Below are 13,215 nucleotides of genomic sequence, written 5' to 3'. Positions count from 1 at the left end.
AAGGGATCTATCCGACACGGGCCACTGCTGCATCGGACGTGTTCGACTACATCGAGATGTTCTACAACCCCATCCGCCGACATGGTTCCGCTGGCGGACTGTCACCGGTAGAGTTTGAGAGGCGCTACGCGCAGAGCGGCGACTGAGTGTCTACGGAACTCTGGCCGGTCCAGTTCTCTACAGGTTGCGTGTAGAGAAACCACTGCGCCGCGCTGCCAGCCCGGCTTTCGAGGGAATGACTGCAGCGGTTGGGGAGGTGCCAATCGCTGATATCGCCACCGTTCCTCCCGACGTCAGCGGGAGTCGGAGCGCCCGTGGATCGCGGGTTGCTCAGGTATTGGGCAGGCCGCATTCCTGCAGTTGCTGCATGGAACTGGCCTTCATCGCGCAGTCCAGGTGGCGCCGGGTCACGCTGCCATGTTCCGCGCAGGTGGCCGCGTCCCTGTCCAACTGCGCCTGGCCCATCATGGCCGTGATGTCCTCGCCGTTGATCTCGTAGATGTGCACGTAGTACGCGCGGCACTCGGCGGCCGATACATCGCGCGAACCGGAGCCTGCGGTTCCGGTACAGGCGGAGAGGAACAGCAGGCTTGCGGCAATGAGGGTTTGGGTGATGCTCATGCAGGCTCCTTCGCACTGTTGGGTATGGCCATCTACAACCGGAGGATCCAGCGCACGGTGCGACCTGTTCCCGGTCTCCACCGGTACTGGCGGCGACGTGCGTCGCCGGCTGCGCCGTGGGGAAATGCACTACACCGGCATTCCCGCGCGCAAGCGTCTGGAATGCCGGCACACCGCCCTGGATTCTCCCCACCTTGGCGACCCGATGCCGGCTGGCATCTCCGGGTCCACCTTGCGTGTGGATGGTGGGCCAAAGCGACGGCTGCGGGAATGACGCCCGTCCCCTCGCCGGTGCGCCTGGTCACACTGGCTGAAGCCCGGACAGGCGTGTCCATGCGGACGCGAACGCGCCGGGCCATGCGGGCGTCATGGGCATGCCGAGCCGAAAGGCCTGCCGATCAGGTTGCGCTGGACGTGCTCGCGGTACTGGCGCCCGGTCACCACCTGCCGTCCGCAATCAAGGGTGAGGCGGTACCGGCCCGAGCCCAGGGTGATGACTTCGATGGCGGCGGCGATCCGGATCACGCACGAACGATGCACGCGCAGGAAGGTGTCCGCGTCGAGTTCCTGGATGAACTCGCCAAGGGTGCAGCGGAAGGTGAATGTTCCCCGCTTCGTCTCGATGTCCACGTAGTTGCCGCGTGCACGGATGACCTGGATGTCGTCCTCGTCCACCATCACGGTGCGGCGGCCCAACTGCAGCGGCAGCCTGCGGCGATGGGCATCGGGCGGGGTTGCGGCCGCGATGGGGTCGGCCGGCAACAGGCGCGATATGGTTTCGCGCAGGCGTTCGGCGGACACCGGCTTGAGCAGGTAGTCGACCGCGCGGTCTTCGAAGGCGCGCACGCCGTGCTGGTCGTAGGCGCTCACGAACACGACGCTTGGCGGCGGTCCGTTCCAGCGCCGCAGCGCGGTGAAGCCATCACCGCCGGGCAGCTCGATGTCCAGGAACAGGACGTCGACCCGGGTACGCCGGGCCAGGCGCATCAGTTCGTCGACGTCGGTGCATTCGGCGACGACCTGCACGCCGGCACCGGCGACCTTGCCCAGCAGCCGCCGCAGGCGCTGCCGCGCCAGCGGCTCATCGTCGAGGATGACGGCATTCAACGGCATGCGCCCGGGCCTTGAGCAAGTGCTGCAGGCGGGACCGCGGTGTCGGGCAGCGGCACCTGCAGGCGCACGCGGTAGATGTCGGGCTCGGCATCGAACGTTTCCAGCCGGGCACGGTCTGCGTACAGCAGGTGCAGGCGCTCCCTGACCGATCGCTGCCCCATGCCATTGCCGTCCCTGCGTGCCCCTTCCGCGGCGCGTGAGTTCTCGATCGACAGGTGCAGGTGCTGGCCCTGCGTCCAGGCGCGGATGGCGAGCCACCCGGGTACCCGCGATCGCGCGATGGCGTGGACGACCGCGTTCTCGACCAGCGGCTGCAGTGAAAGGGTGGGCACGGGGATGTCCATGCAGGCTTCGTCGACGCGGACGTCGGAACTCATCCGCCGGCCCAGCCGGATCCTTTCGATCATCAGGTAGTTGGTGACGTGCCTGAGCTCGTCGCGCAGCGGCCGTTCCTGCAGCTGGTCGGCGCGCAGGCCATCGCGGAGCATGTCGCAGATGGCGATCAGCATGCGGTCGGCCTGTTCCACGTCCACCTGCATGAGCTCGGCCACGGAGTTGAGCGCGTTGAACAGGAAGTGCGGATTCAGCCGCGCCTTCACCGCTTCCAGCCGTGCCATCGCCAGGTTCTTCTCCAGCGCATCCAGTTGCTGCTCGCGCTGCTCCACGTGTTCGAAGTAGACGATGCCGTGGAGCATCGCCATGACGGTGATGCCCAGGATCAGATTGTTGCCGATGCTGGTGAGCAGGATCTCGCCCAGTGGCGGCAGCACCGGATACCAGTCGAAGACCGGGTTGGTCGCCAGCGCGTAGACGGCCTTGAAGACGATGAAGCCGGCGACCAGGGCCAGGTGGATGGCCGTGTGCCGCCAGAAATGCGCGCGCCCCACCGGGAAGCGCGACACGACCAGGTAGGCCAGCAGCGTCATCGGCACCCACGGTGCGGTGCTGCCGGTGGCATGGAGCAGGGCGCGCCGCCAGGTGAACACTTCGCCGTCGGCCGAGCGCATGTCCACCAGCTGGCCTGCCAGCATCAGGCCATACAGAAGCCACCAGGCCGCGATGGCCACCACCAGCAGCGCCATGCGCCGGTGCCGCCACCGTGGCTGGCCTGGCGGGGTGGATCGGTAGGTCGCAGCGCGGTCCTGCATCGGGTGCTTCGGCTCCCCGTTCACCGGTCAGAGCCGCATTGTTGCGTGGCTGGGCCGCGCATGCACGCGGGGTGCTTCGTTGCCGCCGGCGCGTTGCCCGCCTCGGTGACGCACCCGCAGGCCGTCACCGGTGCGCGGGGGGAGCGCGTTCCCGGTATCCGTGGCGTCCGGTGCGCTGCTTCAACGCGCGTTGCAGACCGGCGGGTTGGTCATCCCGAAGGAGAGCAGGTTGCCGCCATTGACGGTGCAGGCGTACGTCTTGCCGCTCTTGGCCTTGAGTGTCACGTAGGTGTTCACACCCTCGGTGCGGCGCTCAAGCAGCGTCAGGTCGGACGGCGACATCCCCAGCACGCCGCTGGTCTCCGAGAGGATGCGTTCGTCGGACAGGGTGTTGGTCTTGCTGGCCACGGCCGAACAACCCGCGAGCATGAAGGGGATGAGCAGCGACGCAGCCAGCAGGGCGGGCTTGAACTTCATGGGAACTCCTTGAAGAGGTGGAAAACTCCGGATGCGCCCCGCCGGGCCGAAGCATCGATCGAACGACGGGACACGCCCGATCTTCGGGTCGGGCGTCGTCACCGCTCAAGGCAATGGGGATGGACCGCACCGATGCGGTGACCAACGACATCGGTGCGGATGGCAGCGAGTGGGACCAATGCGTTCCGTGGGCATCGGCCGGTCGGTGCCGGCATGCGGCGCGAGGGCACGGGCGCGATGGCGCGCCCTGGATCGCCGGTGCAGCCTGTGCGGTCCATCGGCTAGCGGGGACGCGGTTTGCCATCCGATGGCACGGTTGCGCATACCAGGTGCTGGGAGCGCGTGATCGGGTACCCGGTCGCCGGCTGCCGATGTCCCGGGCCGTGATCGCGCCCGCATGCGGCATCACCGGTCATAGACGACCGGCATTCTTCTCCGCCACCGGCGCCACGCCTGCTCATCGGATGCGAGGGCGCAGATGAAGCGGGCCACGTTGATGCGACTCACCTTCCCTGGATTGAAGAACGCACTGCGGACCGGAGATGCATGAACGGCATACCCGTCAGCACTGTCGCCATCGTGCAGGCTGTCGGGCCTGACCACGGCCCATTCGATCCCGGCGTCGTTCCTCGATGCTTCATTGCGCAGGTAGGACGCCGCCGTGACGTTGTCCAGGTAAGGCGGAAGCAGCAGACGCAGCGCACCGGCCAGGCCGCGCTCCATGAGCGTATGCGCCTCCCCTTCGCCGGGGTCGAGAGTCCCCGCCGAGTTCATCAGGATCAATCGGGTGTGCTGGCCCTGTCCGCTCTGCCCGATCGCCGCGCACAGTCGTGCCGTTGCCGTGGTGACCAGTCTGCGGGGCTGGCCGAAGATGCCGGCGAAGGTGGGCGTATGGCCCAGGCAGGAAACCACCGCGTCGCAGTCCCGCACGTATCCGGCGAGCTGCGACGGACCGAGGTCGAGCAGGCTCGCGTACTCCACGGTGAGCCGGGGATGGAACTGCTCCGGCGGCGGAGTCGCGCCCGGCCTCAGCATCGCGATGACGTGATGCCCGTGCTTGAGCATCAGCCGCACCACGCGACGCCCGGTGGCGCCACTGGCACCGACCACCAGCAGCCTCACCACGCGACCCCCGGGCCGGTTGCCAGGCAGGCCGATTCGGTTCCTCGACTGGGCATGGGTGCAACGGGCTGGCCGCCGTGTCCGCGATGCCGCGATGATTCATCCCTCATCCCAGCGTGTTCAAGCCGGCGGTGACGAAGCGCACCGGAAAGGGGGTGAGCGTCGTTCCGGGGCGCATTGGTTCATTGTCACCGTCCGCGCGTATACCGACAGGTCTCGCGCGGGTGCCGGTCGCAGCCTGCACCGCCCGCGGCGCGGGCCTGCGGATGCCGCAGGCCCGGCCGCACACGGCCTTACCTGGGCATCAACACGCTGTCGATCACGTGCACCACGCCGTTGGACTGCATGACGTCGGCGGTGGTGACCGCGGACTTGCCGCCCTTGGCGTCGACCACCCACACCTTGCCGTCCTTCAGCTCGACGGTCAGTTCCTCGCCCTGCACCGTCTTCAGGGTGGTGTGGCCGCCATGGCTGCGCGCGGCCGCGACCAGCTGGCTGGAAGGGTGGGTGCCGGGGACCACGTGATAGGTCAGGATGCCGGTCAGCGTGGCCTTGTTCTCCGGCTTGAGCAGGGTTTCCACCGTGCCCTTCGGCAGTTTCGCGAACGCCTGGTTGGTGGGGGCGAACACGGTGAACGGGCCCTTCCCGGCGAGCGTGTCCACCAGCCCCGCGGCCTTCAGCGCGGCCACCAGGGTGCTCAGGTCGCTGGCGTTGACAGCGTTCTCGACGATGGTCTTGTTCGCATCCATCGCAGGTGCGCCCATCGCGGGGTTGCCGGCGGCGAAAGCGGAAGTGGCGGCGGCACCGGCAAGCGCGAGGCCGGCGGCGATGGCAAGACGCTGGATCTGGGTACGCATGGTCATGTCCTCATGGATGTTGCCTCCGGGCGGAGGCCGGGGTGAACGCAGGGTTGGCTGCGGTTTTCGGCGACCGGTCGCGCCACGTCCGTGCCACCGTGTCGGCATGGGCGTGGCGGCCGTGCAGATGCGGTGCTGCTCAGAAGTCCCAGCGGGCGGCGATGCTCATCGGCACCGAGATGCGCTTGGCATCGTTGTTGATGCCGCCCAGGCCGAGCCCGCCGATATCGGCGTCGTCGCCGCTGAGCTTGTCCACGTAGCGAACGCCGGCCTGTGCGGTGAAACTGAAGCTCTCGCCGACCGGGATGATCACGCCCACGTCCACGCCGCCGGATGCCGACCAGGCCTTTTTGGTGAAGCGCGCATCGGGAATGGAAATGGCCGCGTCAGGGATGTCGAACGAGGCGGTGATGGCATCGGTCCGGGTGGCGCCGATGCGTGCGGCGACGAACGGACGCACCGCGCCCGGCTGCATGAAGAAGTGGCGGTAGCCGAACTCCGCGCCGTAGCTCTTGTAGGCGCTGAAGCGGCCATACACCGGCAGTTCCGTGTCCAGTGCCGGCACGAAGGCGCCGCCGACCTGCACGCGACCGGGCGAGGCATGGCTGTAACGCACCTGACCGAACAGTTCGGCACGGTCGCTCAGGCCATAGCCCATTTCCAGGCCATAGGTATCGGCCAGGCCGTAGATGCGGTCATGGCTGCGTGACTGGATGCGCAGCTCGGCATTCACACCGGCCAGCGCGGGGTTGAGCGGGCCAAGGTCGGGCACGGGGGCGATGGCACCACCGTGCACGTCGCCGCTGGTCGGCATGTCGACGCCACCGAAGGCGGAGAAACTCCATTTGCCGGCTTCGACGCCGGATGCGTGGACGGTGGTGGTTGCAGCCAGACCGGCAGCGAGAACGACAAGGGCGGCAGACTTCATTGGGGCTCTCCAGGCTGAGTGGGAAACGCACGGGGTCATGCGTTTTCCGATACGCAGAACGCCTGCGCCTGGATGCACGCAGATCGCGATTTTTGTCTGGAAAATCCGATGAAAACCGAAGATGGCGTTGACGCGGCGTACACATGCGATGACTGCGCGCAGGTGGCCTTGGCAACCAGCGCTTCGCGCGATGCGGAATGTGCAGGCGCATGCTCCGTCACGAGTGCGGGTGCTGTCGCCAGGCGCCGTGAGGCATGGTTCGGCCGCTACAGACGGGTGGCCACGCCGTTGTGCGGAATGGTGGCCTGCGGGTGCGCATCGGTCGCACGTGGCCGCGGTACGTGAGCGGATGGCGCCGGTCTTCGCGGCGTCATCCGCGTGTACTGCTCAGCGCCGTTCGAACAGGTAGTGCGACACCATCCACTGTTGCCCGCCGGCGTAACCGAACAGTTCGGCACAGGCCATCCAGAACATGCGCCAGCGCTGGAACCAGAGTGCGGCCGCGTCGCCATAGGCCTGGCGCAGGATCGCCATCACCGCGTCGCGCTGTTCGTCCTGGCGCTGCAGCCAGTGGTTGGCGGTGCGCTGGTAGTGGGTGCCATCCACCAGCCACTGCTGCACGATCGACAGCGGGCCCTGGAAGTGCAGCAGGGTGTCGGCGGCCGGCATCAGCCCGCCGGTGAAGAAATGCCGGCCCATCCAGTTGTCCGCACCCTCGGTCTCGAACGGGTACAGCAGGGTGCGGTGCACGAAGATGTGCACGAACAGCCGGCCACCCGGGCGCAGCCAGCTGCCGATGCGGGCGAGCAGGCTGTCGTAGTTGCGCATGTGCTCGAACATCTCGATCGAGACGCAGCGGTCGTAAGCCGCCGCGGGCAGCGCCAGGGTGTTCACGTCGCGGGTGAGTACGCGCACGTTGTGCAGGCCACGCTCCCGGCACCGGGCCTCGATGAAGGCGCGCTGGCCGTTGGAGTTGGACACGACGGTGATCCGCGCGTTGGGATAGCGCCCGGCCATCCACAGGGTCAGCGAACCCCAGCCGCAGCCCAGTTCCAGGATGTCCTGGCCATCGGCCAGCCCGGCGCGTTCGCCGTACAGCGCCAGCATCGCTTCTTCGGCCTGTTCCAGGGTCTCGTCGCCATTGGGGTAATAGCAGGAGGAGTACTTCAGCCGCGGCCCGAGGCAGTGGCTGAAGAATGCCGGTGGCAGTTCGTAGTGCTGGCGGTTGGCGGCATCGGTCTCGATCGCCAGTGGGCTATGGCGCAGCTGCGCCAGGCGCTCGCGCTGACGCTGCGACTGCGCCTCCACGCCGCCGGCCAGCTCGTCGCGCAGGCGCTGCGCGCACAGGCGGCGGATGCCGGCACGCAGGATGGTGTCCGGCACCCAGCCGCGTTCGGCCAGGCCGAGCAGGCCGGGGGCGGGCTGGTCGTGCGGCAGTTCGTTGCGATCCAGGGCGGTGGTGGTCATGGCGTGGTCCTCGGCAATGCGGTCAGGATCTGGGGAACCAGGGAAAGAACATCGACGTGCGCCGCTGGTACGCGCGGTAGTCGTCGCCCCGCGTGCGCAGGGCCTGTTGCTCGGTGAACGGAATGCCGCTGATGAAACGCAGGAACAGGTACATCAGCACCGGCCCGAGCAGGCCCAGCCAGGCCTGCGGGGCGCCGACCGCGGCGATCGCCCAGGCGCACCAGTGCAGCCACTCGAAGAAGTAGTTGGGATGGCGCGAATAGCGCCACAGGCCGCGGTCACAGGTGCGGCCGCGATTGCCGGGGTCGGCGCGGAACCGTGCCAGCTGCGCGTCGGCCAGCGATTCGCCCAATACCGACACCGCCCATACCAGCGCCGCGGCGCCGAGCTGCAGCGGCGCAGGCTGCGGATGCGCGGCCACCGCCGCCAGCGCCAGCGAGAACAGCACCACCAGCAGGGCCTGGAACAGGAAGAAAGCCAGGAACCTGCGCTGGTCGCCGTCCCAGTGCCGGCGCAACGCCCGGTAGCGGCCGTCCTCGGCCTCGCTGCGTACGCGCCGCCACAGGTGCAGTGCCAGGCGCAGGGCCCAGGCCGCGCCGAGCACGCCGACCAGCACGCGTGCCGACATGGCGCCGCTGCCGGTGAATGCCAGCCACAACGCCGCGCCCGCCAGGCCCGCGGCCCACAACACGTCGACGATGCCGGCGTTGTCGTGGCGGCGCTGCCAGTGCCAGCCACACACCATCAGCACGCCGGCGAATGCGCCGATCACCAGCAGTTGGCTGCCAAGGTTCATGAGCGGTGTACTCCCGGTAGGTGGCCGTGCAGACCGCGCGAAGCCAGCGTGGCCAGCGCCGGCATCGCCAGTGCCCAGCCGGCGCCCAGCGCCAGCAGCCCGTGCCAGCGCGGCTGCGCGAAGTGCACCGCGTTCCAGCCGCCGGCCGCGCCCAGGTACGCCAGCGGCCCGCCGATCGCGCCGAATGCGGCGGCCAGCCACGGGCGCCGGTGCAGGTAACCCAGCAGCGGCACCACCACCAGCGCGAACGCGCACCACAGCGCCAGGATCCATGCCGGCGCACCGGCCCACGGCCAGGCCGCGGCATAGCCGAGCAGGCCGCTGCCCACCCACAGGGATTCGAGCAGCAGGCCGATACCCAGCGCCGCCAGCAGCAGGCGCAGCTCCAGTGCGCGGCAGGGCGAGACCGCCAGCCGCCACAGCGCGAACAGCGTGGCCGCCAGCACGCCGGGCCACCACAGCCCGCGTCCGGCGCCGATCACCGCTGCGAACCAGGTCGCCTGGTAGGCCAGCGCGATCGCCAGCGCGTTCATGCCGGCACCGCATCGGCCGGGCGCCAGCCGGGCTTGGCCAACAGCAGGTGGGCCACGCCGATCGAGCGTTCGCGGAAGCCGCCTTCGCAGTAGGCCAGGTAGAACTCCCACAGGCGGATGAAGCGCTCATCGAAGCCCTGCGCGCGCACCGCCGGCAGCTGCGCCAGGAAGCGTTCGCGCCACGCCTGCAGGGTGCGTGCGTAGGACAGCCCGAAGTCCTCCAGCGCGATCAGCGCCAGGTCGCTGCTGCGGGTCTTGGAAGCCAGCATCGCGCTGATCGACGGGATGAAGCAGCCGGGGAACACGTGGCGCTTGATGAAATCGACCGACTTCAGCGCCTGCGCGTAGCGGTGGTCCTCGATGGTGATCGCCTGTACCAGGGCCAGCCCGTCGGGCTTGAGCAGGCGTCCGATCTGGCCGAAGTAGCTGTCCTGGAAATCGGCGCCCACCGCTTCGATCATCTCGATCGAAACCAGCTTGTCGTACTGCCCGTGCAGGTCGCGGTAGTCCGACTGCAGCAGGGTGATGCGATCGCCGAGCCCGGCTTCGGCGATGCGCGCGGCGGCCAGGTCGTGCTGCTCGCGGGAGATGGTGGTGGTGGTGATACGGCAGCCATGGTGGCGTGCCGCATGCAGCGCGAAGCCGCCCCAGCCGGTGCCGATTTCCAGCACGTGGTCGTCCGGGCCGAGCGCGAGCTTGCGGCAGATCAGCTCCAGCTTGCGGGTCGATGCCGCTTCCAGGGTGTCGTCGGCCCCGCTCCAGCACGCCGAGGAGTACATCAGGTCCGGTGACAGGAACAGGCCGAAGAACGCGTTGCCCAGGTCGTAGTGGGCGGCGATGTTGCGGCGGCTGCCCTCGCGCGTATTGCGGCGCAATGCGTGCAGCGCCTTCATCGCCAGCCCGCCCAGGCGCGCGCTGCCGGTCTCCATGCCGTCGAGCAGGTCGCGGTTGCGCGCCAGCAGGCGGATCAGCCCGACCAGGTCGCTGCATTGCCACAGCCCGTCCATGTAGGCCTGGCCGGCACCGACGCTGCCATGGGTGGCCAGTGCGCGGTAGAAGCCCGGATCGAGGACCCGCAGGGTGACGGCCGGGCCGCTGCCGGCCTGGCCGATCCGCAGCGTGCCCAGCGGGTCTTCGACAACCAGCTGGCCGTGGCCGAAGCCGGCCAGCTGCTGGTGCATGCGCTGGCGCAGGAAGCGGTCGAGGGCGCCGAAGCCGGGTGCGGTAGCGGTCTGCACGATGCTGTTCAAGGGGGATCTCCGGAAACGCTGGGGTGGGGGTGGAAGGGCGTGCGCTTGAGCCACAGGCGCAGCGCCTGCCAATAGATCGCGCCGAGTACCTGCGCGGTCATCAGCGGGTAGCGCCACAGCACGCGGGCCAATGAGCGGCCGTCCAGTGGCAGGCGGCGCAGCGACAGGTGGGCGTCGAACTCGCGGCGGGTGCCGTCGGACACGTCCATCCGCACCAGCAGCCGCGCCTCGGGCAGGCTGAAACGCCAGTCGTAGTTCCGCTGCATGCCCATGAACGGGGACACGTGGAAGGTCTTGTCGAACGTCCATGCCGCCAGCCGTCCGGATTGCCGTGCCTGCGCCAGCGGCAGCACATGGGCATGGCGCTCGCGCCACGGGGTGTTGGTGATCTCGGCCACGATGCTGTGCAGGGTCAGGCCGTCGGCCTGGAAGCAGTAGTAGAAGCTGACCGGATTGAAGCTCAGACCGGCATAGCGCAGGTGGGTGAGCAGCCGTACCGGCCCGTCCGGGCGCTGCCCGGTGGCCGCTTCGACCCGGTCCTTGACCGCCTCCTTGAGCGGCCGCGCGGGCGGGCCGAGGAAGTCGCCGCGGTGGAACGCGGCCAGGTTGCGGCGGCCCACCGACCACAGCCAGCGCCCGGCGAAGACCTGGTCCAGCTCGTCCAGGTCCAGGTACAGCTGGGCGATGGCGTAGCTGAAGGCATGCGTGCGCGGATGATGGCGGCGGTGGTGCACCATGCCCTCGTAGACCGCGCTGTGCAGGGACGGTTTCATGACGGCCAGCCCACGCCCAGGCCGGCGGCCACGTCCACCGCGCTGCGCATGCCGTCCTCATGGAACCCCCAGCCCCAGTAGGCGCCGGCGAACCAGGTCCGGTTCTGCCCCTGGATGACGGCACGGCGCTGCTGCGCGGCTACCGATTGCGGGGTGTACACCGGGTGCTGGTAGGCGAGCCGGCGCAGCACCCGGGCCGGGTCGATCGCCTCGCTGCGGTTGAGCGTCACCACCAGCGGCTCGGGAGCGTCGAGGCCCTGCAGCAGGTTCATGCAGTAGCTGACGGTGCACGGCGCGTCGCCGTCGCCGGGGACGAACGCGTTCCAGGCCGCCCACGCCTTGCGCCGGCGTGGCAGCACGGACGCGTCGGTATGCAGCACCACCTCGTTGGGCTGGTAGCCGATCGCGCCGAGGATCGCCTGCTCGTTGTCGCTGGCGTCGGCCAGCAGCGCCAGCGCCTGGTCGCTGTGGCAGGCCAGCACCACCTGGTCGAACGCCTCGCTGCCGGCAGCGCTGTCCACGCTTACCCGGTCGCCGTGGCGGCGTACCGCAAGCACCGGGCACGACAGGCGCTCGTGTACCGTCCAGCGCGCACGCAGTGCATCGACATACCGCGCCGAGCCGCCGCGTACCACCCGCCACTGCGGGCGTCCGCTGACCTGCAGCATCTGGTGGTTGGCCATGAACTGGACCAGATAGCGCGCCGGGAACTGCAGGATCTGCCGCGGTGGCGAGGACCACAGCGCCGAGGCCATCGGCACCAGGTGTTCGTCGCGGAAGGCCGCGCCGTAGCCGTTGGCCTGCAGCCAATCGCCCAGCCCAGGGCCGGGGCCCTCGCCGTCGAGCAGCGCCGGCGCCTGGCGGTAGAAGCGGAACAGGTCGCGCACCATGCCCAGGAAACGCGGTGAGAGCAGGTTGCGGCGCTGGCAGAACAGCGCGTCCAGCGAAGTGGCGTTGTACTCCAGCCCGCTGCGCCCGTTGTGCACCGAAAAACTCATGGTGGTGGGCTGGGTGGGTACGTCCAGCGTCTGCAACAGCCGGGTCAGCAGCGGGTAGTGGTCCGGGTTGTGGACGATGAAGCCGGTATCCACCGCGTACTGGCGGCCGCCCACGCTGACGTCGTGGGTGTGCGTGTGCCCGCCCAGGTAGTCGGCGGCCTCGAACAGCACCACCTCGTGCGCCTGCGACAGCAGCCAGGCGCTTGCCAGGCCGGCGATGCCGGAACCGACGACGGCGATGCGCATGTCAGTGCTCCCGCCGTTCCAGCACCCACGCGGGCACCGGCTTGAGGTCGCGAACCAGGCCCAGCAGCGCAAGCAGGCGCAGCCCGTACCAGGTCAGGTCCACCTCCCACCAGCGGAACCCTTGGCGGGCGCTGCTGGAATAGAAGTGGTGATTGTTGTGCCAGCCTTCGCCGAAGGTGAGCAGCGCCAGCAGGAAGTTGTTGCGGCTGTCGTCGGCGGTCTCGAAGCGGCGGCTGCCGAAACGGTGCGACAGCGAGTTGATGGTCACCGTGGCATGGAACAGGACCACCGTGGAAATGAAGAATCCCCACACCAGCAGCTGCGCGCCGCTGGTGTCCAGCGCCGGCCACAGGTGCTGCAGCAGCGCACCGGTCGCGTACAGCGCGATGGCCATGGCCAGCGGGACCGCCACGTCGTAGCGGTCCAGCCAGCGCAGCTCCGGGTAGCGCGCCAGGTCCTGCACCCGGCTCAGGTCGGTGGCGAATGCGCGCGGAGTCATGAACCAGCCCATGTGGCTGCGCCAGAAGCCATGCCGCGGCGAGTGCGGGTCCTGCGCCTGGTCGGCGTACCGGTGGTGGTGGCGGTGGTGGGCGGCCCACCACAACGGGCCGCGCTGCACGCTGGCCGCGCCGATCAGCGCGAACACGAACTGCAGCCCGCGCGAGGTGCGGAAGCTGCGGTGCGAGAAATAGCGGTGGTAGAAGCCGGTGATCGCGAACATCCGCAACGCGTACAGCGCCCCGGCCACCAGCAGCGCCACCGGCGAGACCCCGACCCAGATCACCCCGGCGCAGCCCAGGTGCAGCAGCACGAACGGCAGCACGCGCAGCCAGTCGACGCGGTCGGCATCGGCATCGTTGGCAGGCGCCGCCGCGGCGCTGTCGAA

Annotated in this window: 15 protein-coding genes; 1 reads left to right on the top strand and 14 read right to left on the bottom strand. The window is 69.0% G+C overall.

From position 1 onward, the window contains the following. Positions 1 to 146: IS3 family transposase (locus ABB33_RS18315; RefSeq protein ID WP_152985146.1), on the top strand; the 146-nt coding region annotated here is incomplete at its 5' end. Between the two features lie 184 nt (positions 147 to 330). Here ABB33_RS18315 and ABB33_RS16995 read toward each other — a convergent pair. From ABB33_RS16995 to ABB33_RS16930, 14 genes are all read right to left on the bottom strand, one after another. Next, complete coding sequence (locus ABB33_RS16995; RefSeq protein WP_054661764.1) at positions 331 to 621, bottom strand: hypothetical protein; 291 nt, start codon at positions 619 to 621, stop codon at positions 331 to 333. 366 nt (positions 622 to 987) lie between these two features. Continuing rightward, positions 988 to 1,734: a LytR/AlgR family response regulator transcription factor gene (locus ABB33_RS16990; RefSeq protein ID WP_056932875.1), complete on the bottom strand. Its 747-nt coding sequence runs from the start codon at positions 1,732 to 1,734 to the stop codon at positions 988 to 990. Beyond that, positions 1,725 to 2,816, bottom strand: a complete 1,092-nt coding sequence (locus ABB33_RS16985; protein WP_056932874.1) for a sensor histidine kinase — start codon at positions 2,814 to 2,816, stop codon at positions 1,725 to 1,727. Before ABB33_RS16985 ends, ABB33_RS16990 begins: the two co-directional genes overlap by 10 nt. 246 nt (positions 2,817 to 3,062) lie before the next feature. Next, on the bottom strand, positions 3,063 to 3,359 hold the full coding sequence (locus ABB33_RS16980; protein ID WP_056932873.1) for a hypothetical protein: 297 nt from the start codon (positions 3,357 to 3,359) through the stop codon (positions 3,063 to 3,065). 405 nt (positions 3,360 to 3,764) lie between these two features. After that, complete coding sequence (locus ABB33_RS16975) at positions 3,765 to 4,481, bottom strand: NAD(P)-dependent oxidoreductase (RefSeq protein WP_161809438.1); 717 nt, start codon at positions 4,479 to 4,481, stop codon at positions 3,765 to 3,767. A gap of 293 nt (positions 4,482 to 4,774) precedes the next feature. After that, a complete protein-coding gene (locus ABB33_RS16970) occupies positions 4,775 to 5,338 on the bottom strand; it encodes a fasciclin domain-containing protein (protein ID WP_056932876.1) in 564 nt (187 codons plus the stop codon). Between the two features lie 139 nt (positions 5,339 to 5,477). Continuing rightward, on the bottom strand, positions 5,478 to 6,266 hold the full coding sequence (locus ABB33_RS16965; protein ID WP_152985144.1) for a hypothetical protein: 789 nt from the start codon (positions 6,264 to 6,266) through the stop codon (positions 5,478 to 5,480). 387 nt (positions 6,267 to 6,653) lie between these two features. Beyond that, positions 6,654 to 7,733, bottom strand: a complete 1,080-nt coding sequence (locus ABB33_RS16960) for an SAM-dependent methyltransferase (protein ID WP_056932871.1) — start codon at positions 7,731 to 7,733, stop codon at positions 6,654 to 6,656. Positions 7,734 to 7,755: 22 nt separating this feature from the next. Then, a complete protein-coding gene (locus ABB33_RS16955) occupies positions 7,756 to 8,529 on the bottom strand; it encodes a DUF1295 domain-containing protein (RefSeq protein ID WP_056932870.1) in 774 nt (257 codons plus the stop codon). After that, a complete protein-coding gene (locus tag ABB33_RS16950) occupies positions 8,526 to 9,062 on the bottom strand; it encodes a DUF2878 domain-containing protein (protein WP_054661789.1) in 537 nt (178 codons plus the stop codon). Before ABB33_RS16950 ends, ABB33_RS16955 begins: the two co-directional genes overlap by 4 nt. Further along, entirely contained in the window at positions 9,059 to 10,312 is a 1,254-nt protein-coding gene (locus tag ABB33_RS16945) for an SAM-dependent methyltransferase (protein ID WP_056932869.1), read from the bottom strand. The genes ABB33_RS16950 and ABB33_RS16945 overlap by 4 nt, the downstream gene beginning before the upstream one ends. After that, positions 10,309 to 11,085, bottom strand: a complete 777-nt coding sequence (locus ABB33_RS16940; RefSeq protein ID WP_056932868.1) for a DUF1365 domain-containing protein — start codon at positions 11,083 to 11,085, stop codon at positions 10,309 to 10,311. Before ABB33_RS16940 ends, ABB33_RS16945 begins: the two co-directional genes overlap by 4 nt. Then, positions 11,082 to 12,329, bottom strand: a complete 1,248-nt coding sequence (locus ABB33_RS16935; RefSeq protein ID WP_056932867.1) for an NAD(P)/FAD-dependent oxidoreductase — start codon at positions 12,327 to 12,329, stop codon at positions 11,082 to 11,084. The genes ABB33_RS16940 and ABB33_RS16935 overlap by 4 nt, the downstream gene beginning before the upstream one ends. Before the next feature lies 1 nt (position 12,330). After that, on the bottom strand, positions 12,331 to 13,215 hold an 885-nt coding region (locus ABB33_RS16930; protein ID WP_056932866.1), incomplete at its 5' end, for an acyl-CoA desaturase.

This window comes from Stenotrophomonas acidaminiphila, from assembly GCF_001431595.1.
In the GTDB taxonomy this organism is placed as follows: Bacteria; Pseudomonadota; Gammaproteobacteria; order Xanthomonadales; family Xanthomonadaceae; genus Stenotrophomonas; species Stenotrophomonas acidaminiphila.
This window is presented reverse-complemented; position numbering and strand designations above follow the sequence as displayed.